The 25801-nt window shown below is 32.6% G+C and carries 22 protein-coding genes and 1 pseudogene; 13 read left to right on the top strand and 10 right to left on the bottom strand.

Annotated elements, in window-relative coordinates; all coding sequences use genetic code 11:
- Window positions 1-16: 16 nt before the first annotated feature.
- The 5 genes from Q0663_RS05480 to Q0663_RS05460 all read right to left on the bottom strand — a co-directional run bounded on the left by Q0663_RS05480 (window position 17) and on the right by Q0663_RS05460 (window position 7389).
- Window positions 17-1768 (bottom strand): cytochrome c peroxidase, encoded by a 1752-nt coding sequence (locus tag Q0663_RS05480; RefSeq protein ID WP_299007660.1) that lies wholly within the window; start codon window positions 1766-1768, stop codon window positions 17-19.
- Between the two features lie 41 nt (window positions 1769-1809).
- The gene (locus tag Q0663_RS05475) at window positions 1810-3279 is read right to left on the bottom strand and encodes an alkaline phosphatase PhoX (protein WP_299007657.1); all 1470 of its coding nucleotides are present in this window, start codon (window positions 3277-3279) and stop codon (window positions 1810-1812) included.
- A gap of 211 nt (window positions 3280-3490) precedes the next feature.
- A complete protein-coding gene (gene acs, locus Q0663_RS05470; RefSeq protein ID WP_299007654.1) occupies window positions 3491-5398 on the bottom strand; it encodes an acetate--CoA ligase in 1908 nt (635 codons plus the stop codon).
- Between the two features lie 93 nt (window positions 5399-5491).
- Window positions 5492-5833: a DUF779 domain-containing protein gene (locus Q0663_RS05465; RefSeq protein WP_167714001.1), complete on the bottom strand. Its 342-nt coding sequence runs from the start codon at window positions 5831-5833 to the stop codon at window positions 5492-5494.
- Window positions 5834-5889: 56 nt separating this feature from the next.
- Window positions 5890-7389: an aldehyde dehydrogenase family protein gene (locus Q0663_RS05460; protein WP_299007647.1), complete on the bottom strand. Its 1500-nt coding sequence runs from the start codon at window positions 7387-7389 to the stop codon at window positions 5890-5892.
- A gap of 201 nt (window positions 7390-7590) precedes the next feature.
- Between Q0663_RS05460 and Q0663_RS05455 the strand changes: the two genes are divergently transcribed.
- Window positions 7591-8511: an AraC family transcriptional regulator gene (locus Q0663_RS05455; RefSeq protein ID WP_299007644.1), complete on the top strand. Its 921-nt coding sequence runs from the start codon at window positions 7591-7593 to the stop codon at window positions 8509-8511.
- Between the two features lie 47 nt (window positions 8512-8558).
- Window positions 8559-9335 carry a sulfite exporter TauE/SafE family protein gene (locus Q0663_RS05450; RefSeq protein ID WP_299007641.1) on the top strand — a complete coding sequence of 259 codons (777 nt, stop codon included), beginning with the start codon at window positions 8559-8561 and terminating at the stop codon, window positions 9333-9335.
- An 8-nt stretch (window positions 9336-9343) separates the two neighbouring features.
- On the opposite strand, the gene Q0663_RS05445 is transcribed toward Q0663_RS05450, so the two are convergent.
- Complete coding sequence (locus Q0663_RS05445; RefSeq protein ID WP_299007638.1) at window positions 9344-9814, bottom strand: Dps family protein; 471 nt, start codon at window positions 9812-9814, stop codon at window positions 9344-9346.
- Between the two features lie 116 nt (window positions 9815-9930).
- Here Q0663_RS05445 and Q0663_RS05440 point away from each other — a divergent pair, with 116 nt between their 5' ends.
- The gene (locus tag Q0663_RS05440; RefSeq protein ID WP_099213734.1) at window positions 9931-10872 is read left to right on the top strand and encodes a hydrogen peroxide-inducible genes activator; all 942 of its coding nucleotides are present in this window, start codon (window positions 9931-9933) and stop codon (window positions 10870-10872) included.
- Between the two features lie 54 nt (window positions 10873-10926).
- Here the strand turns inward: Q0663_RS05440 and Q0663_RS05435 are convergent, their stop codons facing one another.
- Complete coding sequence (locus Q0663_RS05435; protein WP_299007633.1) at window positions 10927-12819, bottom strand: SulP family inorganic anion transporter; 1893 nt, start codon at window positions 12817-12819, stop codon at window positions 10927-10929.
- A gap of 147 nt (window positions 12820-12966) precedes the next feature.
- On the opposite strand from Q0663_RS05435, the gene pyrR reads away from it, so the two are divergent.
- Genes pyrR through Q0663_RS05410 form a run of 5 tightly spaced genes read left to right on the top strand, consistent with a single transcriptional unit; the run spans window position 12967 to window position 16119 of the window.
- Window positions 12967-13521: a bifunctional pyr operon transcriptional regulator/uracil phosphoribosyltransferase PyrR gene (gene pyrR, locus Q0663_RS05430; RefSeq protein ID WP_299007630.1), complete on the top strand. Its 555-nt coding sequence runs from the start codon at window positions 12967-12969 to the stop codon at window positions 13519-13521.
- 24 nt (window positions 13522-13545) lie between these two features.
- A complete protein-coding gene (locus Q0663_RS05425; RefSeq protein ID WP_099213737.1) occupies window positions 13546-14478 on the top strand; it encodes an aspartate carbamoyltransferase catalytic subunit in 933 nt (310 codons plus the stop codon).
- Window positions 14479-14480: 2 nt separating this feature from the next.
- Window positions 14481-14813: a hypothetical protein gene (locus Q0663_RS05420; RefSeq protein WP_299007611.1), complete on the top strand. Its 333-nt coding sequence runs from the start codon at window positions 14481-14483 to the stop codon at window positions 14811-14813.
- A 43-nt stretch (window positions 14814-14856) separates the two neighbouring features.
- Window positions 14857-15177 carry a T9SS type A sorting domain-containing protein gene (locus tag Q0663_RS05415; protein WP_299007609.1) on the top strand — a complete coding sequence of 107 codons (321 nt, stop codon included), beginning with the start codon at window positions 14857-14859 and terminating at the stop codon, window positions 15175-15177.
- Window positions 15178-16119 (top strand): ribonuclease Z, encoded by a 942-nt coding sequence (locus Q0663_RS05410; RefSeq protein WP_299007606.1) that lies wholly within the window; start codon window positions 15178-15180, stop codon window positions 16117-16119.
- Here Q0663_RS05410 and Q0663_RS05405 read toward each other — a convergent pair.
- Window positions 16116-16478: a CoA-binding protein gene (locus tag Q0663_RS05405; RefSeq protein ID WP_299007603.1), complete on the bottom strand. Its 363-nt coding sequence runs from the start codon at window positions 16476-16478 to the stop codon at window positions 16116-16118. The two genes, Q0663_RS05410 and Q0663_RS05405, sit on opposite strands and share 4 nt — an antisense overlap.
- Before the next feature lie 95 nt (window positions 16479-16573).
- Here Q0663_RS05405 and Q0663_RS05400 point away from each other — a divergent pair, with 95 nt between their 5' ends.
- Window positions 16574-19021, top strand: a complete 2448-nt coding sequence (locus tag Q0663_RS05400) for a TonB-dependent receptor (protein ID WP_299007600.1) — start codon at window positions 16574-16576, stop codon at window positions 19019-19021.
- 78 nt (window positions 19022-19099) lie between these two features.
- On the opposite strand, the gene Q0663_RS05395 is transcribed toward Q0663_RS05400, so the two are convergent.
- Window positions 19100-20110: a 3-oxoacyl-ACP synthase III family protein gene (locus Q0663_RS05395; protein WP_299007597.1), complete on the bottom strand. Its 1011-nt coding sequence runs from the start codon at window positions 20108-20110 to the stop codon at window positions 19100-19102.
- 541 nt (window positions 20111-20651) lie between these two features.
- Here Q0663_RS05395 and Q0663_RS05390 point away from each other — a divergent pair.
- Entirely contained in the window at window positions 20652-21143 is a 492-nt protein-coding gene (locus tag Q0663_RS05390) for a Gfo/Idh/MocA family oxidoreductase (protein WP_299008078.1), read from the top strand.
- A gap of 65 nt (window positions 21144-21208) precedes the next feature.
- Here Q0663_RS05390 and Q0663_RS05385 read toward each other — a convergent pair whose 3' ends face one another.
- Entirely contained in the window at window positions 21209-23011 is a 1803-nt protein-coding gene (locus Q0663_RS05385; protein ID WP_299007594.1) for a sodium:solute symporter family protein, read from the bottom strand.
- 70 nt (window positions 23012-23081) lie between these two features.
- On the opposite strand from Q0663_RS05385, the gene Q0663_RS05380 reads away from it, so the two are divergent.
- The 3 genes and pseudogenes from Q0663_RS05380 to Q0663_RS05370 form a co-directional block, all read left to right on the top strand.
- A complete protein-coding gene (locus Q0663_RS05380) occupies window positions 23082-23501 on the top strand; it encodes a hypothetical protein (RefSeq protein WP_299007591.1) in 420 nt (139 codons plus the stop codon).
- 66 nt (window positions 23502-23567) lie between these two features.
- On the top strand, window positions 23568-25457 hold the full coding sequence (gene htpG, locus Q0663_RS05375; RefSeq protein ID WP_299007588.1) for a molecular chaperone HtpG: 1890 nt from the start codon (window positions 23568-23570) through the stop codon (window positions 25455-25457).
- 174 nt (window positions 25458-25631) lie between these two features.
- Window positions 25632-25772, top strand: a pseudogene (locus Q0663_RS05370) (YdeI/OmpD-associated family protein); the annotation flags it as partial.
- Window positions 25773-25801 lie beyond the last annotated feature (29 nt).

Here is a 25801-nt window from a genome sequence, read left to right as displayed (position 1 = left end):
TAAAAATTAAATGATTTTACTCGTCCGTTAAGCTTTCCATAAAAGCAATTAAGTCTTGAATTTCTTTGTCTGATAAATTCAATTCATCTGTAGGTAAGGTTTGGTTTGGAACGTGATACCCTAAACCTTCTCCTCCACCTTTGTTATAAAAATCAACAACTTGCTCTAATGTTTCATAAACTCCATTATGCATATACGGAGCTGTTTTTGAAATGTTACGAACGGTAGTAGTTTTGAAAAAGAATTTTCTTTCTTCAGTTTTAAATACATTGTATGCACCTAAATCACCATCCAACTCCGTTTCAGCTAAATTTGGAACACCGATAGACTCCACCTCTGTTTCTGTGAAGTTAGGAGGAACCGTTCCGTTAAACACTGGTGGAAAATGACAGGTTGCACATTTTGCTTTACCCATAAAAAGGTTAAATCCGTTAACCTCAGAAGTCGTTAACGTGTTTTCTTTTTTATTGATGTTTTTATCAAACTTAGAACTAAAATCACCTAAACTTCTAATGTAATTTGCCATCGCATTTCGGATGTTAAAATCACTTACTTTCCCGTATAAATCGGTAAACGATTTTGTGTACGCACTATCTTTTTCAACCGTTTCTGTTAGATTTTTTAAGTTCGTATGAAATTCGTTTTCGTTTTCAACAACACCCACAATCTGACCTTCTAAACTCCCCGCTCTTCCATCATGGAAAAAAGTTTGTTGATAGACTGCATACGATACTGTTGGAGTATTTCTTAACTGCTTCGGAAACGTCGCTAATCCGTCAGTAAATGCTTTGTCTTTTATGTGACAAGTAGCACAGCTCATTACTCCGTCTTTAGACAAACTTTTATCGTTGAACAGCTTCTTCCCCAACGCTATTTTTTCATCTGACATTGTATTTTCTAACTGATGGTAATCGTTAAAGAAATCCATATTAAATGTTTCTTTTGAAAACAATGAAGTGATGTTGTTGTTGAACGCCAAAGTTAACGGAAACTCTACTTTCCAGTCTTCCGAAGTATTTGCTAATAATTCTAATTGCCTATGTGCATGATATTGAATAAAACCGAAACGATTGAACGTAGCAAATTCTCCTTCTTCTAATACTTTTTGAGTTGCTTTTATTTCATTCAACCAATCAGTATATAAATTTTCATTTGAAAATTCTTTTTTATAGGTATTTATAATGAAAAGTATGGTTTCATAATTTGTTTTAGCCTCAGTTAACGACTGCTCTAACACAGGCGAATCAAAACCTGTAATTCCTACCAAAGCTATTCGTGCAATTTGATCGCGTAGCAACCACAACGCATGGTATTTTTTTAAATACAGCGTGTTGTTTCCTGCTATTAATTTAAGTCTGTTTACTGTAGTTTTTACAATGCTATTCACTTCAGCAGCATCTACCTCATCTTCGTGTAATAATTCTTCAATAACTTGAAATCCGAAAGGATTTCTTATTTTAATATCCGTAGCATCTTCTTCATCAATCTTTAAAATATTAGGAGCGTTTAAACTCTTGTAATTTTCTTTGTCTGCAAAAGCCAAAATAGGTTCAATTAACTTGAATTCTCTCCTTGCTGACTTATATTTTTTTAGCTTTTCTGAAACCGTTTCAACAGTATTTAATTCTTCTAACAACACAATACAACTATCGAGGTGTTGTGTGTAATACTCTTGAATTTTCAACACCAAAGCTTGATTATCAACCTTCGCGTATCTAGCTGTTTTTTCTTGTTTACAACCAACTACAGATACTAGAAAAAGACACATGATAACATGTGCCTTTTTTATTTTTTGAAAACTGTTTGTCATTATCTGTTTAATCCTTGAACAATATATAATTGACTTCCTTCTTTTTCAGTTTCAGCTGCATCGTTTGCTAAAGCATCTGTAAACGCACCACCATCAGCAGGAACCCATCCGTGGTTTTGAGTAATTAATAAGAATGTATCGTTTACTCCGATCGTTTCAGAAATGTCGATCATACCTGTAATTTCCCAAGCACTTTCTTGATAAGAAGCTCCGTAACCTGCAGCCGTAGCAGCTACTTGATCACATTCTAATACTTTTTTAACCTCACCTGTGTTTAAGTTATATTGATATAAACTTGCAGCGTGGTTTTTATCTCCATCAAAATATCCGTTAGGATCTTCTTGAATATACGCATAGTTATCGGTAACTACAATGTTATCTGGACTATGGAAATCTTTCGCTTTACCGTCTAATTTATCACCATCTAACACACAAGTAATTTTAGCAGCTCCAGTAGGATCATTTTCATTTAATTCTACTTTATACACACGTCCGTAAATAGTTCCTTTTCCCATTAAACCATCTTTTTTACGACCTGTAACACAAAAATAGATTTCACGGTTGTTCTTAGCAGAACCTCTTCTCCAGTCGATATCTTCTAAACGGGAGAATCCCATTACTCCTTTTTCTTTTGCTTCAGCATCTAATAAATCTATGTTCTTTTCAGTTAACTCAACAAAAGTAGCGTTGTAAGTTTGACCTTCAGCCATATCCATTTCGTAAGTAACTCCTTCGTCAGTAACTTTTAATCCGTATAATTTACCTCCGTTTAAGTCTCCTCTTTCACCAACATACATTCCTAATTGACCTGAAGGAACTTCATTATCAGAGTGATCATCACCAATAAATAAAACTGTTTTATCTGCATAAGCATCTTTACCAATTACTACTGCATTTTCTGTAGACCATTGTCCCATTGCAGTTAACATATTTGGAGTACCTGCTGCTGAAGCTTCTTTGAAAGGATCAGTTGCGAAAACACCTTTAGATGCTCCCCCCCATTCACCTCCTGATAAGTATAATGGTCCGAAACCATGCTCTTCCATAGTTACTAAAGAACCTGAACATTGAGCTGTACTTGCTGTTGCGTTTGCATTTAAAATATATTCACCATGAACTGGCTTAAATGTTTTATCTAATTTGATGCGAGCGATTGAGTAATCCGCTTCAATATTGTTGATTAATGTAAATGTTCCGTCTGAATTCTTCATTAATCCAGCACCATCTGCCATAGAACCATATACAAAATTTGGAGTTTCTTCTAATTTATCTTCTGAAGATAATAAAGGGTAAATTTTTACTCCTGAAAACTCAGACTCTAATTTTAAAAAATTAGGGGTTTTAGAGTGTGCTTTTAACTCAACTGACTCTCCGCTTCCTGGTGTATTAGACCCACTTTCAGAATCACAAGATGTTAATGTAACTGCTGTACAAACACCTAAAAATCCTAATTTCAATAAATTTTTCATTGTTAAATTTTATTTAGTTTTTATAGGCGCAAATCAACAACACTAACTTTAAGAATATTTTAGCTCCAGTTTAAATCTACCTCAACAAAACGTTAACTGCTTTAATAAATCTTTAACTGATCCCCCTTATAAACACTTAAATAAAAGAAAACCAACACATTAACAAATATGTTAGTTTTACAATTTTTAATACAGTATTTATTTTCTATAACTAAAGTCTTTCTTTTATGATGTTTTCTACAACTTCTGGATTTAATAATGTTGAAACATCTCCTAAGTTACTCAATTCATTATGTGCTATTTTACGTAAAATACGTCTCATAATTTTTCCTGAACGTGTTTTAGGTAATCCTTCAACAAATTGAATTTTATCTAATTTTGCTATCGGACCAATATGTTCGGTTATTATTTGATTTATTTCCTTTCGAAGATTGTCTTGATTTCTTTCTTCTCCTGTTTCTTTTAAAATCACATAACCGTACAACGCATTTCCTTTAACATCGTGAGGGAAACCTACAATAGCACTTTCTGCTACTGCTGGATGCTCATTTACAGAATCTTCAATAGGTGCAGTTCCTAAATTATGACCAGAAACAATAATTACATCATCTACACGACCTGTAATTCTATAATACCCAACTTCGTCACGTAGTGCTCCATCCCCAGTAAAATACATATTATCATACGCAGAGAAATAAGTTTCTTTATAACGTTGATGATTTCCCCAAATTGATCTTGCCATAGAAGGCCAAGGATATTTTACACACAAACGACCATCTACCTGATTTCCTTTAATCTCTTTTCCCTTTTCATCAATTAACGCTAATTGAATTCCGGGAAGTGGTAATGTTGCATACGTTGGTTTGGTTGGTGTTAAATATGGCAACGGTGAAATCATGATTCCTCCTGTTTCCGTTTGCCACCAAGTATCTACAATTGGATTTTTCTTTTTTCCTACGTTATCATTATACCAATGCCACGCTTCTTCATTAATTGGTTCTCCTACCGTACCTAATACTTTTAACGACGATAAATCGTGACTATCTACAAAATCTAAGTTCTCTTTTGCTAAAGCTCTAATGGCTGTAGGTGCTGTATAAAACTGAGTTATTTTATGCTTTTCAATAACTTCCCAAAAACGACCAAAATCAGGATAACTAGGCACCCCTTCAAACATTACAGTTGTAGCGCCATTGGCTAACGGACCGTAAACAATGTAACTATGCCCTGTAATCCAACCAATATCTGCCGTACACCAATACACATCATTTTCTTTATAGTTGAATACATTTTTAAACGTATATGCTGTGTACACCATGTACCCTGCTGTGGTATGTAACATTCCTTTAGGGCTTCCTGTTGAACCAGAGGTATACAAAATAAATAATGGATCTTCAGCATCCATAATTTCAGGAACACAGTCTTGATAAGCTTCTTCTAACAAAGGCGCTAACCATTTATCACGACCTTCTTTTAATTCTATATCAGAATGAATTCGTTTTGCTACTAATACTGTTTCTATGGATGGACAACTCTCTAAAGCTTCATCTACAATACTTTTTAAATCGATTGTTTTCGCTCCTCTGTATGAACCATCGGAAGTAATCACCATTTTTGCTTCGCAATCATTAATTCTGGTAGCTAACGCTGTTGATGAGAATCCTGCAAATACTACAGAATGTACTGCTCCTATTCGAGCACAAGCTAAAATAGAAATTGCTAACTCAGGAATCATCGGTAAATAAATACAAACTCTATCTCCTTTTTTAATTCCTTGTTCTTTTAACACATTAGCAAACTTACATACGCGTTTGTGTAATTCCTTGTAAGAAATGTGTTCTGCTTCTTCATCTGGATTATTAGGTTCAAATAAAATAGCTGTTTTATCTCCTCTAATATGTATGTGACGATCTATACAGTTTTCTGTAATATTTAATTTTGCTCCTTCAAACCATTTAAACTCTGGTTTTGAAAAATCGTACTCTACAACTTTATCCCATTTTTTCCTCCAAACGAAGTGCTCTTCTGCTATTTCTTCCCAAAATAATTCTGGATTTCTTACTGACTTTCTATATAATTGAAAATATTCTTCTAATGTTTTTACGTGATAGTTACTCATTCTTATACACCTTTTTATTTTAGCTTAAGCCACTAAAATAAATCATTTTTAATTGTTTATCAACTTATTAATTCCTTCTTCTTAAAACATATACTAACTTTCATCTTCTTGTTGCAATAAACGTGAATGTATAATAAAACGAACTCCTAAAGGAATTTCTAATGAAAAACTTGCTCCTCTTCCTTCAGTTACATCAATTGTTAAGTGCGTATGCTTCCAGTATTCATATTGATCTTTATTCATATAAAAGGGGACTTCATCTAACACACCTAACAGAATATCACTTTCATCTAAATACATTTCATCTTTAGGAAAAATCATTGGTGATGATCCATCACAACACCCTCCACTTTGATGAAAAATTAATTCGCCATGTTGCTTTTTTAGTTTTTCAACTATTTCTTTTGCTGCATCTGTTATTGCTACTCTTTGCATATTACATTTTTTAATTATAAAATACTGAGCTTTAAAAGCTCAGTATTTTCAAACAACTAAAAGAACCCTAACTTGTTTTTATCATACGATATCAACATGTTCTTAGTTTGACGATAGTGATCCATCATCATTAAGTGGGTTTCTCTACCAAATCCTGATTTTTTATATCCTCCAAATGGTGCATGCGCTGGATAAGCATGGTAACAATTTACCCAAACTCTTCCTGCTTTAATAGCTCTTGGAATTTGATACAATTGATGCGCATCTCGTGTCCACACTCCTGCTCCTAATCCGTACATCGTATCATTTGCTATTTCTAACGCTTCAGCTTCGTCTTTAAACTTTGTAACACACACAACAGGCCCAAAAATTTCCTCTTGAAATACGCGCATCTTATTGTGTCCTTCTAAAATAGTTGGTTTAATATAAAATCCATTTGCTAACTCTCCTTCTAGTGTATTAACTTCTCCTCCACATAGCACTTTCGCTCCTTCTTCTTTTCCTATTTTAATATACGCTTGAATTTTTTCATATTGATCATTTGATGCTTGTGCTCCTACCATTGTGTTTACATCATACGGACTTTTTTGTACTATTGCTTCTGTTCTTGCCACCACTCGCTCCATAAACTTATTATAGATGTCTTCTTGTACTAAAATACGTGAAGGACAGGTACAAACTTCTCCTTGATTAAAAGCAAATAACACCGCTCCTTCAATTGCTTTATCTAAAAAAGCATCATCTTCATCCATTACACTATTAAAGAAGATATTTGGAGACTTACCTCCTAACTCCATCGTAACTGGATTTAAGTTTTTAGAAGCATACTGCATTATTAACTGTCCTGTAGTAGTTTCTCCTGTAAATGCTACTTTATCTATTCTTGGGCTTGATGCCAATGGTTTTCCTGCTTCTGGACCAAAACCATGAACTATATTAATAACTCCTGGAGGAAAAACATCGGCTATTTTTTCCATTAACAATGTTGCTGATGACGGAGTTTGTTCTGCTGGTTTTAATATTACACAGTTACCTGTAGCCAATGCTGGTGGCAACTTCCACGATAACATTAAAAGAGGAAAGTTCCAAGGAATAATTTGCCCCACAACCCCCAAAGGTTCTTTAATGTTCATTGATAAGGTGTTTTGATCAAGCTCTGTTGCACTTCCTTCTTCTGCTCTAATAGCAGCAGCAAAATAGCGCCAATGATCTACCGCTAAAGGAACATCTGCATTTAATGTTTCTCGTATTGGCTTTCCATTATCACAGGTTTCTACTAATGCAAACTCTTCTAAATTTGCTTCAATTATATCTGCTACTTTATTTAGCAATGAAGCTCGTTCTGCTGCTGAAGTGTTTCCCCAACTTTCCTTCGCTGCATTGGCTGCATCTAAAGCTAGTTCTATATCTTCTTTTTGTGATCTTGGATATTTTGCTATGATGCTATTATCAACTGGAGATTTGTTTTCAAAATATTCTCCACCTAAGGGAGACACAAACTTCCCATTGATAAAATTTGCATACGTGTCTTTAAATTTTGGTTTCGTGTAACTCATAAAACTTTGTATTTTTGTTCTTTAATTAAATTAACTATCCCGAAATAACACTTCTATAATCAACCTGTGTTAAAAATGAGTATTTCGTAATTTTTGTAAAATTAAAATATCATATAGTCAATATATTGAACATATTTATTAAATTGTAACACATATCTATTATCTCAAAAAAAGGATAAATAGATTTTTGTACTATTGATTATGAACTATTTATTAAGTCGACATAAAGAAAGTAGAAAACTTACTACTTTAATAGAGAACAGAACTACGTATAATGCTGAATATGCTGAGTTGAATATTTTTGAGACTCATAAAAGTGCTGAACAGGTTTCTTTGACTTTTGATTTTCCTGTGATTGCAAGTATGCTCACTGGAAAAAAAGTAATACATTTAGAAGGTATGGAACCTTTTGATTTTTTTCCGGGAGAGTCTGTGGTAATGCCAACTGATAAAGAAATGATTATAGATTTCCCCTTGGCTGAAAAAAATAATCCTACTCAATGTTTAGCACTAGGTATCGATTCACATAAAATAGAAGAAATCGTTGAAAAATTCAACCATAACGTAGCTATTGAACGTGAAAACAATAATTGGAAGCTAAATGAAACTTCCTCTCACCTAGTACACAATACGGATATTAATCATTTAGTTGGACGTTTAGTACATACGTTTACCGATCAAAACAAATCCAAAGACATTCTTCTTGATCTTATGATACAGGAATTGATTGTTAGATTATTACAAACGAAGGCTAAAGCTTTTATCTTAAACGATCCTTCTGGCACGCTTACAGACACCCGCATTGGTATGGTTATTAAGTTTATAAAAAACAACCTCACAAATAAAGATATTACCGTTGAGCTTTTAGCTGAAAAAGCTTGTATGAGTACCTCTCATTTTCATAAAAAATTTAAAAACACCTTAGGTATTTCTCCTATAGACTATATCAATTCTGAAAAAATTAAATTTTCAAAAAAACTTATAAAGCAGTCTAAAAACCTACGAATCTCTGAAGTAGCCTATAAATCAGGGTTTAATAATATCAGCTATTTTAACAGACAGTTTAAAAAAATGGAAATGATTACTCCTCAACAGTTTAAAAAGTCTTTTATAAAAGGATAAGTCTTCTATTCTTTTTCAAAAAGCTTTTATCATTACATTTGTTTACTATGGTAATCACGCTTTTTTTAGATGTTTTAAGTACTAATTGGTACATAATCTTACTTTTTTTTATTATAGCTGTTCTATACTCTTCCGTTGGTTTTGGTGGAGGCTCAAGTTATTTAGCTGTTTTAGCGCTTACAGGATTACTTTTTACACAAATAAGAGCTACTGCTTTACTATGTAATGTTATGGTCGTTACAGGAAATGTTTTACTATACATACAACAAAAGCAATACAACTGGAAAAAGGTTATTCCGCTTACTTTATTTAGTATTCCTTTAGCTTTTTTAGGGGGATATCTGCGAATAAGTCAGACGTTTTTCTTTATTCTCTTAGGTTTTACATTACTTTTTGCTGCTATTACTATGTGGATTTCTAACAAAGTAGTTACTAATAACACCAACGACTTAAACCTTGCAAAAAATGCTGGTTATGGCGGAGTTATTGGTTTTATCTCTGGAATGGTAGGTATTGGTGGTGGTATTTTCTTAGCTCCGCTACTTCATTTAACCAATTGGGACACTCCTAAAAAAATAGCAGCTACAGCAAGTTTTTTCATTTTAGTAAATTCAATTTCTGGTTTAGTAGGACAGTACACAAACCCTGAGTTTTCTATCGACTGGAAACTTACTTCTATTTTATTAATCACAGTTTTTATTGGAGGTCAAATTGGTAGCAGAATGAGTAACCAGTTTTTTACCCCTACACAACTAAAAAAGGCAACCGCTATTTTGATTGCCTTTGTGAGTATTCGTATTTTATGGAAGTATTTACTTGTGTAACGCTAATTTTAGCCTAACCAAGCATTCATCATCCACAATGTTTTTTCTTGTTCTGCAATAAAGTCGCTCATCATTGAGTTTGTTCCTTCATCTTCTGCTTCATCAGACAAATCAAGAATTAAACGTTCTATTTTTAATAGTTCTGATAACGAATCAATAATTAATTTTACTGCTTCAACATCATTAGAAATATTTTTTCCTACTGGCACTTTTGATACACTAGTATAATCTTCAAAAGTATGTAAAGGTGTTCCTTGCAATGTTAAGATACGCTCTGCTATTAAATCTACTTTTTCTTGTGCATCGGTATAAAACTCTTCAAACTTCATATGCAACTCAAAAAAGTTTTTCCCTTTAATATTCCAGTGTAATCCTCTTGCATTTTGATAATACACTTGAAAATTTGCTAGCAATGTATTTAACTCATTTACTAAGTTTTCAGTTTTTTGTTTATCTAATCCTAAAATTGTAGTTGACATATCGTTTTGATTTTTAGTTTTTTACTTTTTCTATCACAAATTTAAAGTAATTTTTCAATAATTTGATATAAAGGTAATCGATTGTTTTAATATCTTTATCAGAAATTATTATTGAAATGACTATAACACAATTAAAATATACACTAGCCGTTGCTGAATATAAAAACTTCACCATAGCTGCAGAACATTGCTTTGTCACGCAACCAACGTTAAGTATGCAAATTCAGAAATTAGAAGAAGAATTAGATGCTAAAATTTTTAATCGTTCTAAAAAACCTATTGAATTAACTGAAGTTGGTAAACGTATTGTAGAACAAGCCAAAGTAATTGTTGATGAAAGCAATCGTATTATTGATATTGTACATCAACAAAAAGGGTATGTTGGTGGTGAGTTTAGATTAGGAATCATTCCTACAATTATGCCCACATTACTTCCTATGTTTTTAAAAACGTTTAGCAAAAACTATCCTAAGGTTCAATTAGTTATTGAAGAATTAACTACAGAAGAAATTGTTAGAAAGTTAATGGATGGTTATATAGATGCTGCTATTGCTGCAACTCCATTAGAAAATGAAGCTATAAAAGAGCGTGTTCTATATTATGAACCTTTTGTTGGCTTGGTTCCTAGCGAGCATCGTTTATTTAAACAAAAGAAATTAAAAGTTGATGATTTAGAGGTTGATGATATTTTATTGTTAGAAGACGGACATTGTTTTAAAGATAGTGTAATTAATCTTTGTAGAACAAATAAAAGAAGTTCAACACATCACTTTCAGTTAGAAAGTGGAAGTTTTGATACATTAATAAAGTTATCTAAAGATGGTTTAGGAATGACATTACTTCCTTACTTAAATACTTTGGACTTAAATGAGCGAGACAAAACTCATTTAAGAGAATTTGAAACACCTTCTCCTGCACGTGAGGTTAGCTTGATTTATCACAAATCTCAATTAAAAATGCAATTGATAGAAGCTTTAAAAACTACAATTGACAGCGTTATTAGAGGTGCTATTGCTTTTAGTGATGTGGAAATTATAAGTCCACTTCAGAAAAAATAAAACATAAAAAATCCCGCTAGTAGCGGGATTTTTTATACTTAATCGCTCTGCGATTTAAAAACTATATTCTGATAAAGGCTTTGGAAAATCTTCTGGATTCGCAGCTAAATGATAACGAGGATCATCTACCGCCTCTTCAATAACATCAGCAAAAATCGGACTTGCTTTATATAGCAACACCTTACAATCTTCACTTAAATGTTTTAAGGTTACCTTTTTTTCTGCCTTTTGATATTTTTCAACTAATATAAAAATGGCTTCAATAGCTGAATGATCAGAAATACGAGATTCTACAAAGTCAATCTCCACATTAGCTGGATCGTTTTTAATATCAAACTTTTCGTTGAAAGCGGTAATACTTCCGAAAAATAAAGGACCCCAAATTTCGTAAATCTTAGTTCCATCTTCTTTAAATCGTTTTCTAGCTCTAATTTTCTTGGCATTTTCCCATGCAAAAACTAATGCTGAAATAATAACTCCAACAAATACAGCAATTGCCAAGTCAAAAATTACAGTTACCGCAGATACTATAATTAATACAATTGCATCCGATTTTGGTATCTTGTTCATAATTCTGAAGCTCGACCATGCAAATGTGTCAATTACCATCATAAACATTACTCCTACTAAAGCTGCAATAGGTACTTGTTCAATATATTTATCAGCAAAAAGAATAAAAATCAATAAAGTAACCGCCATCATAACTCCTGATAAGCGTCCTCTACCACCTGCATTAATATTAATTACCGTTTGACCAATCATACCACAACCACCTGTTCCACCAAATAATCCGCTTAACATATTTCCAGCTCCTTGTGCTACACATTCTTTATTCCCATCACCTCTTGAATCTGTTAACTCATCCACTAAATTCATCGTCATTAACGTTTCAATCAACCCAACTGAAGCTGCTAAAAAGGCATACGGTGCAATAAACTTTAAAGTGTCTAAATTAAATGGCAAATTACTCCAAAGTTCTGCTAAATTCATTTTCTTAGAAATTTCATCAAAACCATTTAAACCAGCTCCTCCTCCATCTCTAATAAAATCTCCAACATTTATAGACTCTAATCCACCGAAAATAGATACAAACGTAACAATTAAAATAGCTGTTAACGCTGCTGGTACTTTTGTTGTTAATTTTGGAAGCAACCATATAATTAGCATCGTTAACAACACTAACCCAACCATAGTATATAGCTTTGTTCCTTGTAAAGTAGATTTTACTACCCCACTATCTTTTACTGAATAAAATCCGTCATTTTCTATATTAAAAACAACCTTTTTTGTTTTAGCGTCAAAAACTTGTGTTTCTGATTTTACAAAAACTTCTTGGTTTGTTTGATTATTTATAATTGAATTTCCTTTAATTGAAAACAATGCAGCACTTGATACTAGATCTTGTACCTCATTATTTGCAACTTTATACACCAACTCTTTCGATTCAGTTTTACGCATATTTTGACCAAAAATGTCCTTCTTATTTTCTTTGAACATTCCTAGTTGAGCTATAAAAATAACTATAGCTAAACCATTTACGAATCCCATCATTACTGGATGTGGAATTAGCCTAACTAATTTTCCAAGTTTAAATAGTCCTGCTAGCACTTGGATAAACCCCATTAAAACTACAGCTGCTAGCAAATAAAAGTATCCCATATTTTCTACAGGAGTATCAAACAGCAGTCCTTTTGCATGTCCTTCTTGTATCATGTTTACAAAAATTACAGCCACAGCCCCAGCTGCTCCTGAAATTAAACCAGGTCTTCCTCCAAAAATTGCGGAAACAATTCCTACCACGAAAGCTCCAAACAAAGCTACAATAGGACTAATTTGAGCTACGAAAGCAAAAGCTACTACCTCTGGTATCATTGCTAACGATACCGTAATACCTGCTAACGAATCGTCTTTTATATTAATCTTCTTACTTTTAATATATTTCATCATAATTTCTAAGAGTCTTTTGTAAAAGTGCGCAAATGTAAAGATTATTTTATAGACCTAGTTTTAGGTTTCATTAAGTTTAATTTTGTCAGCGTAAATTTTTGCCTTAATTTTGAATGTTGAACTATCAAACCAATTTGGTAGCAACAAATGAGCAGAAAAACACTACTTACTTCGAAAGAAATTGAAATCATTCTGCATCGATTAGCGTGTCAGTTAATCGAGAATCACAACGATTTTTCTAATACCGTTTTAATAGGATTACAACCTAGAGGCTCTTATTTAGCTAATCGATTGGCTAAATTATTAAGAGAAGAGTATCAAATTAAAGACCTAAAATTAGGCTTGTTAGATATTACTTTTTATCGTGATGATTTTCGCAGAAGACAAGAACCATTAGAAGCCACTTCAACTCAAATAGACTTTTTAATTGAAGACAAAAAAGTGGTAATTATTGATGATGTTTTATACTCAGGAAGAAGCGTACGAAGTGCTTTAACGGCATTACAATCGTACGGAAGACCTGACAACATCGAATTATTGGTATTAATTGATCGCCGTTTTAGTCGTCATTTACCAATTCAACCTAATTACCGTGGAAGACAAGTAGATGCCATCAACGAAGAAAAAGTAGTTGTTTGTTGGCAAGAAACTCACAAAGAAGATACAATTTACCTTGAACCCAAGCCCTCAAAGCTTGATTAGTTATGATTAAAAAAACAAACTAAGATGAAGCAGTTAAGTGTTGAACATTTATTAGGAATTAAATACCTTAACAAAAATGACCTTGAGCTTATTTTTGAAACTGCCGCTCATTTTAAAGAAGTCATTAACCGACCTATAAAAAAGGTTCCTTCGTTACGTGATATTACAATTGCTAATTTATTTTTTGAAAATAGCACACGTACAAAGCTTTCTTTTGAATTAGCTGAAAAACGTTTATCTGCTGATGTTATTAATTTTTCTGCTGGGCAATCTTCAGTAAAAAAAGGAGAAACTTTAATTGATACTGTTAACAATATTTTGTCGATGAAAGTTGATATTGTTGTGATGCGCCATTCAAATGTAGGGGCAGGAATTTTCTTATCAAACCATGTAGATGCTAAAATTATTAATGCTGGTGATGGTACACACGAACACCCAACACAAGCCTTGTTAGATAGTTTTTCAATGCGTGAAGCTTTAAATAGCGACTTAAAAGGAAAGAAAATTGTAATTGTAGGTGATGTTTTACACTCACGTGTAGCTTTATCAAATATTTTTGCACTACAATTACAAGGAGCTAAAGTAAAAGTTTGCGGACCTAGTACGTTAATTCCTAGATACATTTCAAGTTTAGGAGTTGAAGTAGAAACCAACCTTAAAAAAGCTTTAGAGTGGTGTGATGTTGCTAATGTATTACGTGTACAACATGAACGTATGGATATTAAATATTTCCCATCAACAAGAGAGTACACACAGCTTTTTGGTATCAACAAAGAAATTTTAGACAATCTTGGCAAAAAAATTGTCATAATGCACCCAGGACCTATTAACAGAGGTGTAGAACTAACAAGTGATGTTGCCGACAGTGATCAATCAATTATTCTAAACCAAGTAGAAAATGGAGTTGCTGTTCGTATGGCAGTTATTTATTTGTTAGCACAACAAATAAAAAGGTAAACATGAAAGCAGAGCAAAAAACAGATTACACATTAATAACTTCTGATGAAAATTCCTTTTCAGATTTCTTAGAAAGTTTTGAAAAAGAATATGTTACTCTTACAGGAAAAAACCTGATTCTTGTAATTTCAGAGCAATTTAATGCCTCTAACAAAAATATTTTGCTATTTTTGAAATACGCGGAACAACATCAAAACAATGGCACATCTTTTGTAGTTGTGTCTAAAGATGTTACTATTGATAATTTTCCTGAAACTTTTAACATCGTTCCTACTTTGGTAGAGGCAGAAGATGTGATTGAAATGGAAGAAATTCAACGTGATTTAGGTTTTTAACCTTATATTTTTAAATAATTATCCATCCCCTAAATGATAATTTATGGTAAAAAAAATACTTTTTATAACTTTTTTCTTAGCTATTTCCGTTGGTTTTTCCCAAGAAAAATCAATCGAGAAGTTGGTGGCATCCCCTAACCCTTTTACAAATAACACTACCATTTACTTTAACGCGAAACATAGTCAAACAGTAATTTTAACTGTTAGAAACGTGTTAGGTAAAACAGTTTATAATAAAGAATTAAAAGCTGTAAAAGGACGTAATTCTTTTCCGTTTCAACGTAATGACTTAAAATCTGGAATGTACATTTATGCAATACAAAGCAATAAAGAAATAATTTCAAAACGCTTTGTAATTAAATAAATGAGCTTACACTTAACTGTTTTAGGTTGTCATTCTGCTACCCCAAGAGTTAACGCCTATCCTACTTCCCAATATTTAGAAATTAACAATCGTCATTTTTTAATTGATTGCGGAGAGGGTACGCAACGTCAAATGCGAAAATACAAGGTTGGTTTTTCAAAAATCAATCATATTTTTATTTCTCATTTGCATGGTGATCACTTTTTTGGTTTAGTTGGACTCATTGCTACTTTTGGGATTCTAAACAGAGAAAAAGAATTACATATTTATGGACCCAAAGGAATTAAAGAGGCTACAACACTTCAGTTAAAAGTTTCAAAATCATGGACTAAATATCCTATTATTTTTCATGAATTAGAATCTAAAGAAAGTGAGCTTATTTTTGAAGATGATAAGGTTTCTGTAAGAACCATTCCTTTAAATCATAGAGTCTACACTAACGGTTTCTTATTTACAGAAAAACCTAAACTTAGAAAGTTACACATTGAGAATATTCAACAATATGATGAAATAGAAACTTGTGACTTTCATAACATTAAAGCTGGTAAAGACTTTATACTCTCTACAGGAGAAGTAATTCCTAATGAAGAACTCACAATTGATCCACCTAAACCTTTAAGTTTTGCTTTTTGTAGTGATACAGCCTATAAACCAGACATTGTTCCTATCATTAAAGATGTAGACTTGCTATACCATGAAGCTACATTTTTAAAAGATAGAGAGGATTTATGTGATAAAACTAAGCACTCAACTGCGGAACAAGCTGCCTCTATTGCTAACCAAGCAAATGCAAACAAATTAATTATTGGGCATTATTCTAACAGGTATAAAAACATTAACGATTTTAAAACTGAGGCTCAAACAGTTTTTAAGAATACTGAATTAGCGGAAGCAGGGAAACGATATAGTACTAATTCTTTTCCTGTTGAAATTTTAAATTAATACTGCTTTGTTGATAGAAGTACCAAAGTACATGCTATTTCACTCTCAATACCATTTTCTTTTAACAACTCCATAAACTCAATATTTTCAGTTCCTGGGTTAAAAATCACTCTACGAGGTTGTAGGTGAACTATATACTCATAATATGATTTCTGACGTTCTGGGTTCAAGTATAAAGTTACAGTGTCAACATCTTCAAAAAAAATATTCTCTGTTTCAATAATAACATCAGCTACAGTTCCTTTTTGTAAACCAATTGCTACAGTTTCTATTCCATTATCTCTTAGCCTTTTAATAGCTATATTCGAATATCTAGAGGATTTTAAAGAGGCTCCTAGTACCAAAGTTCGTTTTTTCATTTTCTGTTAATAATACGTTAAACTCTCTTAAGTTAAGTAACAAAGTTAGGTAATAAAGAGTCTATTAAGCATCTAAACAATTCAAAACAACAAAAATGAAAAACATATTACTAATACTTTTAGCTGTATTTACTACAAGTATTTATGCACAAATGCCTAAAAGTAGCCTACCAAAACCAGGAGTTATTACTGGTAAAGTAGTCGATCAAACAACCAAACAACCCCTTCCCTATGTAAATATTATAATCAAAGATGCTGCCAAAAAAATTATTACTGGTGGAATTACTGATGATAATGGCTTATTTTCTATAAAAAACATCCCTGAAGGTAACAGCATTGTTGAAGTCCAATTTATAGGATATAAAACCTTCTCTAAGTCTATTTCTGTAAGTCGTAAATCAAGCAATGTTAATTTGGGCACTATTCCTCTAGAGGAAGATAGCACTACTTTAGATGAAGTAGAAATTAGAGCAGAAACTTCTTCAGTAACTCAAAAAGTAGATAGAAAAGTAATTAATGTTGGTAAAGATTTGACCTCAGCAGGAGCTACTGCTTCTGATTTATTAAATAACGTACAATCTGTAAGTGTTGATAGCCAATCAGGTAACATTAGTTTGCGTGGTAACGAAAATGTACGTGTATTAGTTGATGGTAAACCTACCAACATTCCTGCTTCTGAGTTATTAAAACAAATACCTTCATCATCTATTAAAAGTGTTGAGTTAATTACCAATCCTTCTGCTAAATACAACCCTGAAGGAATGAGTGGTATTATTAATATCATTCTTAATAAAAATGCCAATATAGGCTTTAATGGTTCTATAAATACTGGAGTTGAAGCTGGTCATTATGTTCGTTACAATGCTTCTACAAACATGAATTATAAAACAGGAAAAGTGAACTTTTTTGGTAACTATGGTTTTAGAGGTGGTGATAATTACAATTTTGGATACATTAGTAGACCTGGAGAAAATTATCAAGACTTTATTTTTACAAACGACAATGAATCTCACTTGTTTAAAATTGGAGCCGATATTTATTTAGATGATAAAAACACTTTATCATTATACACAACTCAAAATTGGTTTACTAGTGATGCAAGTGGACGCGCTATAATTACAGATAATAACGGTGATTTAATTGAGCATTCACCTAACACTCAAAACAATGAAAGTCACAATCAAGCTTACAATGTAAATTATAAACATGATTTTGAAAAAGAAGGTCACTCTATCGAGTTTGAAGCTAACTATTCTATAAACGATGCACCAAACTATTTAAATAACTATTTCTTAGAAGGTACTCAACCTGATTACTTCAATGATATTAATAATGATAGAAAAAGTACATTAGTAAATTTAGATTATACAAACCCTATCTCTAAAAACGGTAAACTTGAATTAGGTTTAGAGTATCGAGTAAACAGTACAGACAACATTAACCTTACAAACCAACAAATCGTATTAGAAGATATTAATGGTAATAAAACATATAGAGACGTAGGAGACTCTTATTTTACTTATGACAGAGATATTTATTCTGCTTATATAAATTATGGACACAAGTTTGGTAAATTAGCTATGCAATTAGGTGCTCGTTTTGAGCAATATGAAATTGAAGGGAATTTTACAGGACTAGACGTAAATGGTGATGTAAAAAATGATAAAGTTACCGATGATATTTTCAGTGTATATCCTTCAGCTTTTTTTACTTACAATCCTAATGATGCAGATCAATTTCAGTTAAGCTATAGTAAAAGAGTTGATAGACCAGGAATACAACAAGTTAACCCTATTAGAGAATGGAGTACTCCTTTAATTACCTCGGTTGGTAACCCTGATCTAGTACCTCAATTTACAAACTCGGTTGAATTTAACTATACTCGTAAAATAAAAGGAGGCTCAATAACATTAGGTAGCTTTTACAGAAATATTACAGACGTAATTAACAGAGCCACCTATATGGATTCTTTAGATGAAACAAACACCAGGCAAATATTAACTTTTGCTAATTTTGATGACACAGATGCTTACGGTTTAGAATTTTCTGCTAGTTATAAGATTGCGAAATGGTGGAGAGCAAATGCTAGTATGGATTATTATTCTCAAAAGCAATTTGGAACTACTGATTTAAGCGACCCGAACTCACCAACTATTGAAGTTAAAACAGACATTTTTAATGCACGTATAAGTAATAGTTTTACAGTATCTAAAAAATTACGTTTACAATTGTTTGCAATGTACAGAGGTCCGAGAGAAGACATTCAATGGAATGTTGACCCTATGAAAATGGTAAATATTGGTGCTAATTATAGTATTCTTAAAGGAAAAGGAAATATTAACCTTAGAGTTAATGACATTTTTAATGACATGAGATTTAAGTTTAACTCTGAAAGACCTTTTGTTCAAAACGGACGCTTTAAATGGGAAAGCAGAACTGCTTATATCGGATTTAACTACAGGTTTGGTGGAGGAAAAAATAAAGCCCGCGCTAGAAAACAACGTGATAATAACGAAACCCAAGGAGGTAGAGGATTTATATAAACCTACAATTGTAGAATTATTTGAAAAGAAAAACCGAAGTTAATACTTCGGTTTTTCTATTTTATATCTAGACTAAAATTACCAGCGAATCACTACCGATCCCCAAGTAAATCCGCTACCAAAAGCCGCTAATACTACTAAATCACCATCGTTGATTTTTCCTTCTTCCCAAGCTTCTGTCAATGCAATAATAACTGACGCAGCAGTCGTATTACCATACTTCATAATATTGTTATACACCTTGTCGTCAGACAACTGGAACTTCTTTTGAATAAACTGCGCAATACGTAAGTTCGCTTGATGAGGAATTAACATATCAATATCCTCTTTTTGCAATCCGTTTGCTTGTAAACCTTCAACGATTGCTTCTGAAAAACGAACAACCGCATGTTTAAATACAAATTGACCGTTCATATATGGATAATACGAAGTATCATCTGGGTCATTGGCCTCTATGATTTCAGGAACCCAACGTCCTGTTGAAGGCCCTTCTAGCATTAATTCTTTCGCAAACTTTCCTTCAGAATGTAAGTGAGAAGATAAAATCCCTTTTCCTTCCTCTTCTGAACGAGATAAAACAGCTGCTCCTGCTCCATCCCCAAAAATTACAGTAACTCCACGACCACGTGTAGAACGTTCTAAACCACCTGAGTGATTTTCAGAACCAATTACTAAAACATTTTTATACATTCCTGTTTTAATAAACTGATCGGCTACAGAAAGTGAATAAATAAATCCAGAACATTGATTACGTACATCTAATGCTCCAATAGTAGGCATATCTAATAAATCTTGAATTTGTACTCCACCTCCTGGAAAATATAATTCAGGACTCAACGTAGCAAAAATGATAAAATCAATATCATCTTTAGTCAATCCAGCACGCTCTATGGCTATTTTAGCGGCTTTAGCTCCCATTACTGATGTAGAGTCATCAGAAGTTTTTGGGTCAATCCAACGACGCTCTTTGATACCAGTTCTTTCCTGAATCCATTCATCACTCGTCTCCATGAACTGAGTCAAGTCATCGTTAGTCACTACGTTCTCAGGAACATAATAACCTAATCCTGTAATTTTTGAACTATACATATTTTTTTATGTTGATTATTTTGTTGTTGTCAATTGCAGCCTGCAAAAATAGTAATTAATTAATACCTTTACAAAAAGACATAAAAGTACAAATATTAACTAATTATTTATGAACAGAAAAGATTTCCTCTCATTATCAACCAAAGCCGCTATGTTTTTTTGGTTTGTCTACTGCCTTTTCTTGTAAAGAAGAAGCTAGTGACAAAACCATTTCTTTATTGAATAAAACTTCAAAAGGAACTGCTTTTGCCTTAACAGCTCAAAAATAGACAAAGTCAATGTTGGAATTATTGGCTGTGGAAACCGTGGACAAGTGTTAGTACAAATGTTTGATTGGTTGGTAAAAAATGATAACGTTGAAATTGTAGCTGTTTCTGATTTACGTAAATAAAAAATAGATAAACTAAATGAACATTTACAAAAAATACACGGTAGGACTGCCAAAGCATACTAAGGCAATCCTGAAGAGTGGAAAAAAGTTGTTGAACGTGATGATATAGATTTATTAATAATTGCTACTCCTTGAGAATAGCATACGCCAATTGCTTTATATGGAATGGAACAAGGCAAGCATGTAGCCTGCGAGGTTCCTGTAGCTTATACGCTAGAAGATTGTTGGAAATTAATAGAAACAGCAGAACGCACACAAAAGCATTGTATAATGCTAGAAAATTGTTGCTATAATAATGATGAAGAATTAGCTTGGTGGGGACACGAATGGTTAAAACCAGAAGAATACAAAGAATACAGAGAAAAATACAACCTTCCGCTTTGGGACAAACTAAAAACACAAATTTCAGACAACTCTGTGGGACACGGAGGGATGGATTTTGTAATGATTTACCGTTTAATTAGGTGTTTAAATGAAGGTTTACCATTAGATATTAATGTATATGATAGCGTTTTATGGAGTACTATTGCGCCTCTTTCAGAATTATCTGTAGCCCAAAATAGTAGCTCAGTTAAAGTTCCAGATTTTACAGCCGGAACATGGAAAAACAAAAACAAATCAGAAATGTTAAGAGATATTTAATCTATAATCAAAAAACACTAACTTGTAACGAGTTAGTGTTTTTTTAGTATTTATTTTTATCTGTTTTATAGAAAATTCACTTTAATCCTCTTCCACAACCCCAGTAGAATATATACTGTTACGAATGCAATTCCTGTTAACACCATAGCAATTGTATAATTTCCGTAAATCCAATTTCCTGTAGCAAACAAACTACTAAAAACTAAAATACAACCAGTAAAGGACGCTAATAATCCATTTCCTAAATTCACTGTTTCTTCCTTTTCCTCCAACGAAATATTATGCTCCTTTGCTTTATCTAAAACATACTTCCATCCTGCTTTTTTAGGTTGAATCTTTTTATAAAAGCTAATCAGTACTTCATCATCTTCTGGCTTCGTTAATATTGTTACCAACACCCAAACAATTGTGGTACACAACACCACTAACGGAAATTGCCAATAACTTTCAAACACTCCTTCTTTTCCAAATAAATATTCTGAATTAAAATAAAAGATTAAAGAAAAAATTCCTGATGCTATCATTGCCGAAATCTCACTCCACGCATTGATACGCCACCAAAACCAACGCAATAAAAATATAAGTCCAGTACCTGCACCAAACATTAATATAAATTTAAAGATCTCTAACGCATTGGTAAATAATAAAGCTAATATTGCACTAAAAATCATTAAAACTACTGTTGCTAATTTCCCAACATTTACCAATGTTTTTTCATTAGCATTTGGATTTATATTTTGCTTGTAAAAATCATTTACTATATAAGAAGCTCCCCAATTTAAATGGGTAGAAATTGTACTCATGTATGCTGCTACTAACGATGTAAGTACAATACCTGCTAATCCGCTAGGTAAAAACGTTAACATAGCTGGATATGCTAAATCATGCCCTAATTTGTCATCTGACACATTCGGAAAAGCTTCTTTTATACTCGCTAAATCAGGAAATACCACCAATGAAGCCAATGCAACAATAATCCACGGCCATGGACGTAAAGCATAATGTAAAATGTTAAAGAAAAAAGTTGCTCCAATAGCATGGTTTTCGTCTTTAGAAGCCAGCATTCTTTGGGCTATATACCCTCCACCTCCAGGTTCTGCTCCAGGATACCATGCGCTCCACCACTGCACTGCTAACGGAATAATAAAAATTGATATAAGTAGTTCCTTATTGTTAAAATCTGGTAAAATTGATAACTTATCTACTACATTAGGATGTGTTAACAAATTCTCTAGACCATCTACTTCAGGATGGTTTACAGCAACCACAGCAGCTCCAACAGCACCAATCATCGCAACAAAAAACAATAAAAAATCGGTGTACACCACCCCTTTGAATCCACCAATAGCACTAAAAATAACCGTAACTACCGAAGCAATTCCTATTGTTTGAATTGGAGTTAAACCTAACATTACCTCCCCTATTTTTATAGCAGCTAAAGTTACACCAGCCATTGCTAAAACATTAAAAAATATTCCAAGGTATAGTGACCGAAACCCTCTTAAAAACTTAGCTGGTTTTCCTCCATATCTAAGCTCATAAAACTCTAAATCTGTTGTTGACTGGCTCTTTCTCCATAATTTCGCATAAATAAAAACCGTTAACATTCCTGTTAGCAAGAAAGCCCACCAAACCCAGTTTCCAGAAACACCATTGGTTCTAACAATATCGGTTACTAAATTAGGAGTATCAGTCGAAAAAGTTGTAGCTACCATTGAAACTCCCAATAACCACCAAGGCATATTTCTACCCGATAAAAAATACTCAGAAGCACTTTGTTTTGATTTTTTCGAAACCCAAATTCCTATTCCTAATGTGATACTGAAAAAAATAAAGATAAAAGTATAGTCAATCGTAGTTAGATTCATGAAATAAAATTTAATGTCGACCAAAATAATCAATCATATTAAATTATATTGGGCTTTTTAAATAAATATTATGACTTTAGTTGTTCTTGCTGCTGGTATAGGAACTCGATATGGCGGATTAAAGCAATTGGACGCTACTAGTAATGAAAACGAAGCGATTATCGATTTTTCTATTTATGATGCTATTAAACACGGTTTTAAAAAAATGGTTTTTGTGGTTCGACAAGATTTTTTAGCGACCATAAAAGCCTTGTACTTACCTAAACTTCAAAACAAAATTAAGGTAGCGTTTATTTGTCAAGAAGTAACCAATACTCCAGAAGAATTTTTAACTGATTACCTAAATAATGATGTTTATTATAAAACTAAACATTCTGAACATAATTTAGATAGAGCTATTAATCAATTTACTTTGGTAGAAAAAATTAGAGAACAGCAACAGGAAATAAATTTCTATATAAACGAAGTATATCTGTCATCTTGTCACTAATTTTTAATTGGTATTTTTTTTGTCTATTCAATCCACAGAAAATAATATCAAACAAAATATATACTTATGAGTAAAGGAAACATTAATGTATCGGTTGAAAATATATTTCCACTGATTAAAAAATTCTTGTATTCTGACCACGAAATCTTTTTACGTGAGTTAATTTCTAACGGAACTGACGCTACTACTAAATTAAAACACCTTATCTCAATTGGTGAAGCTAAAACAGAATTAGGCGACGCTAAAATTGAAATAAGCATTGATAAAGATGCAAAAACCTTAACTATTAAAGACCAAGGTCTTGGTATGACCATGGAAGAGGTTGAAAAATACATCAACCAAATTGCTTTTTCTGGAGCTGAAGAGTTCTTAGAAAAATACAAAGACGACAAAAACGAAACAGGTGTTATTGGCCACTTCGGATTAGGTTTCTATTCAGCTTTTATGGTGGCTGATAAAGTAGAAATTTTCACCAAATCGTTCAAAGACGAGCCTGCTGCTCACTGGACATGTGATGGTTCTCCTGAATATACTTTAGTAGAACACGACAAAGCTGACAGAGGTACAGAAATCGTATTACATATTGCTGAAGATTCAACTGAATTTTTAGAAGAAGGTAAAATCAGCGGATTGTTAACTAAATACAACCGTTTTAACCAAGTCCCAATTAAGTTTGGAACTAAAGAGGAAACTTTACCTTTACCAGAAGGTGCTGCTGAAGATGCAAAACCAGAAACAATAACTGTTGATAACATTATCAACAACACAGATCCTGCTTGGACAAAAAAACCAGCAGATTTAGAAGATGAAGATTATAAAAACTTCTACCGTGAGTTGTATCCAATGCAATTTGAGGAGTCTTTATTCCATATTCACTTAAATGTAGACTATCCATTTAACTTAACCGGAATTTTATACTTCCCTAAGTTAACACAGAACTTGGATATGCAAAAGGATAAAATCCAATTGTACCAAAACCAAGTATTTGTAACGGATAATGTAGAAGGAATTGTTCCTGATTTCTTACAAATGTTAAAAGGAGTAATTGATTCTCCAGACATTCCATTAAACGTTTCTCGTTCTTATTTACAAGCAGACGGAGCTGTTAAAAAGATTTCTGGATACATCACTAAAAAAGTAGCAGATAAACTTTCATCTTTATTCAAAAATAACCGTGAAGATTTCGAACAAAAATGGAACGACATCAAGGTTATTATTGAGTACGGAATGTTATCGGAAGAGAAATTCTTTAGCAAAGCAAAGAAGTTTGCCTTATACCCTACTGTTGATGATAAATTCTTTACGTTTGATGAGTTAGTTGAAAAAACTAAAGATGCTCAAACTGATAAAGATGGAAATCACATCGTTTTATATGCCGCCAATAAAGATGCGCAACACAGTTATATTGAAGATGCAAAAGCCAAAGGCTATGAAGTATTGTTGTTAGACTCTCCTATCGTTTCGCATTTAATGCAAAAATTAGAAATGGAGTCTGGCGATGCTAAAGTACAATTCAAACGTGTAGATGCTGACCATATTGACAACTTAATTAAAAAAGACGATACAGTAATTTCTAAACTTTCTGACGAAGAAAAAGAGAAATTAAAACCTGTTATTGAAGGAGCTGTGAATAACACAAGTTATACAGTACAATTAGAAGCTATGGATTCTAGTGCTTCTCCTTTCATAATTACAGTACCAGAATTCATGCGTCGTATGAAAGAAATGAGTGCTACTGGTGGAGGTGGAATGATGGGAATGGGTAACATGCCAGAAATGTATAACTTAGTAGTAAATACGAATCACGAATTAGTATCGGAAATATTAAATGCTGATGAAGACAAGCAAAAACAATTAGTTACACAAGCATTTGATTTAGCTAAATTATCTCAAAACCTATTACATGGTGAAGAGTTAACCAACTTTATCAAACGTAGCTACGAGTTAATAAAATAATAACAAAACAAGCTATTAGCATCAAAAAAAGAGAATGAACACAACTTCATTCTCTTTTTTGTTTTGTAAATTGGAAACATGAATAACAAACCTCTTCTTTATTTTAAAACAGACACTAAATGGCGAAAATGATTATTAGACTTACAAATTGAATTTTAAAAAAATTCAACTACTTTTAACAACTATCAAAACTTTACTCCGTCTTACCATAAGAACTACTTATACTGGATACATAAAGCTAAAAGAGAAGTTACAAGAACAAAACGAATTAATAAAATCATACGTTTATGTGCTATCAATCAAAAGTCTAAATGATTTTTAGTATTTTGTACTCCAATCAATTA

Origin of the sequence: uncultured Tenacibaculum sp., from assembly GCF_947504135.1 — a bacterium.
Lineage (GTDB): Bacteria > Bacteroidota > Bacteroidia > Flavobacteriales > Flavobacteriaceae > Polaribacter.
This window is presented reverse-complemented; position numbering and strand designations above follow the sequence as displayed.

Excerpts from the sequence above, each read along its gene's own strand:
- Q0663_RS05435 (WP_299007633.1), bottom strand. The coding sequence starts at position 12,819 with ATGATGAAATATATTAAAAGTAAGAAGATTAATATAAAAGACGATTCG.
- Q0663_RS05400 (WP_299007600.1), top strand. The coding sequence starts at position 16,574 with ATGAAAAACATATTACTAATACTTTTAGCTGTATTTACTACAAGTATT.
- Q0663_RS05455 (WP_299007644.1), top strand. The coding sequence starts at position 7,591 with ATGAACTATTTATTAAGTCGACATAAAGAAAGTAGAAAACTTACTACT.
- Q0663_RS05415 (WP_299007609.1), top strand. The coding sequence starts at position 14,857 with ATGGTAAAAAAAATACTTTTTATAACTTTTTTCTTAGCTATTTCCGTT.
- Q0663_RS05440 (WP_099213734.1), top strand. The coding sequence starts at position 9,931 with ATGACTATAACACAATTAAAATATACACTAGCCGTTGCTGAATATAAA.
- Q0663_RS05425 (WP_099213737.1), top strand. The coding sequence starts at position 13,546 with ATGAAGCAGTTAAGTGTTGAACATTTATTAGGAATTAAATACCTTAAC.
- htpG (WP_299007588.1), top strand. The coding sequence starts at position 23,568 with ATGAGTAAAGGAAACATTAATGTATCGGTTGAAAATATATTTCCACTG.
- Q0663_RS05475 (WP_299007657.1), bottom strand. The coding sequence starts at position 3,279 with ATGAAAAATTTATTGAAATTAGGATTTTTAGGTGTTTGTACAGCAGTT.
- Q0663_RS05420 (WP_299007611.1), top strand. The coding sequence starts at position 14,481 with ATGAAAGCAGAGCAAAAAACAGATTACACATTAATAACTTCTGATGAA.
- Q0663_RS05380 (WP_299007591.1), top strand. The coding sequence starts at position 23,082 with ATGACTTTAGTTGTTCTTGCTGCTGGTATAGGAACTCGATATGGCGGA.
- pyrR (WP_299007630.1), top strand. The coding sequence starts at position 12,967 with ATGAGCAGAAAAACACTACTTACTTCGAAAGAAATTGAAATCATTCTG.
- Q0663_RS05450 (WP_299007641.1), top strand. The coding sequence starts at position 8,559 with ATGGTAATCACGCTTTTTTTAGATGTTTTAAGTACTAATTGGTACATA.
- acs (WP_299007654.1), bottom strand. The coding sequence starts at position 5,398 with ATGAGTAACTATCACGTAAAAACATTAGAAGAATATTTTCAATTATAT.
- Q0663_RS05480 (WP_299007660.1), bottom strand. The coding sequence starts at position 1,768 with ATGTGTCTTTTTCTAGTATCTGTAGTTGGTTGTAAACAAGAAAAAACA.
- Q0663_RS05395 (WP_299007597.1), bottom strand. The coding sequence starts at position 20,110 with ATGTATAGTTCAAAAATTACAGGATTAGGTTATTATGTTCCTGAGAAC.
- Q0663_RS05465 (WP_167714001.1), bottom strand. The coding sequence starts at position 5,833 with ATGCAAAGAGTAGCAATAACAGATGCAGCAAAAGAAATAGTTGAAAAA.
- Q0663_RS05405 (WP_299007603.1), bottom strand. The coding sequence starts at position 16,478 with ATGAAAAAACGAACTTTGGTACTAGGAGCCTCTTTAAAATCCTCTAGA.
- Q0663_RS05410 (WP_299007606.1), top strand. The coding sequence starts at position 15,178 with ATGAGCTTACACTTAACTGTTTTAGGTTGTCATTCTGCTACCCCAAGA.
- Q0663_RS05445 (WP_299007638.1), bottom strand. The coding sequence starts at position 9,814 with ATGTCAACTACAATTTTAGGATTAGATAAACAAAAAACTGAAAACTTA.
- Q0663_RS05385 (WP_299007594.1), bottom strand. The coding sequence starts at position 23,011 with ATGAATCTAACTACGATTGACTATACTTTTATCTTTATTTTTTTCAGT.
- Q0663_RS05460 (WP_299007647.1), bottom strand. The coding sequence starts at position 7,389 with ATGAGTTACACGAAACCAAAATTTAAAGACACGTATGCAAATTTTATC.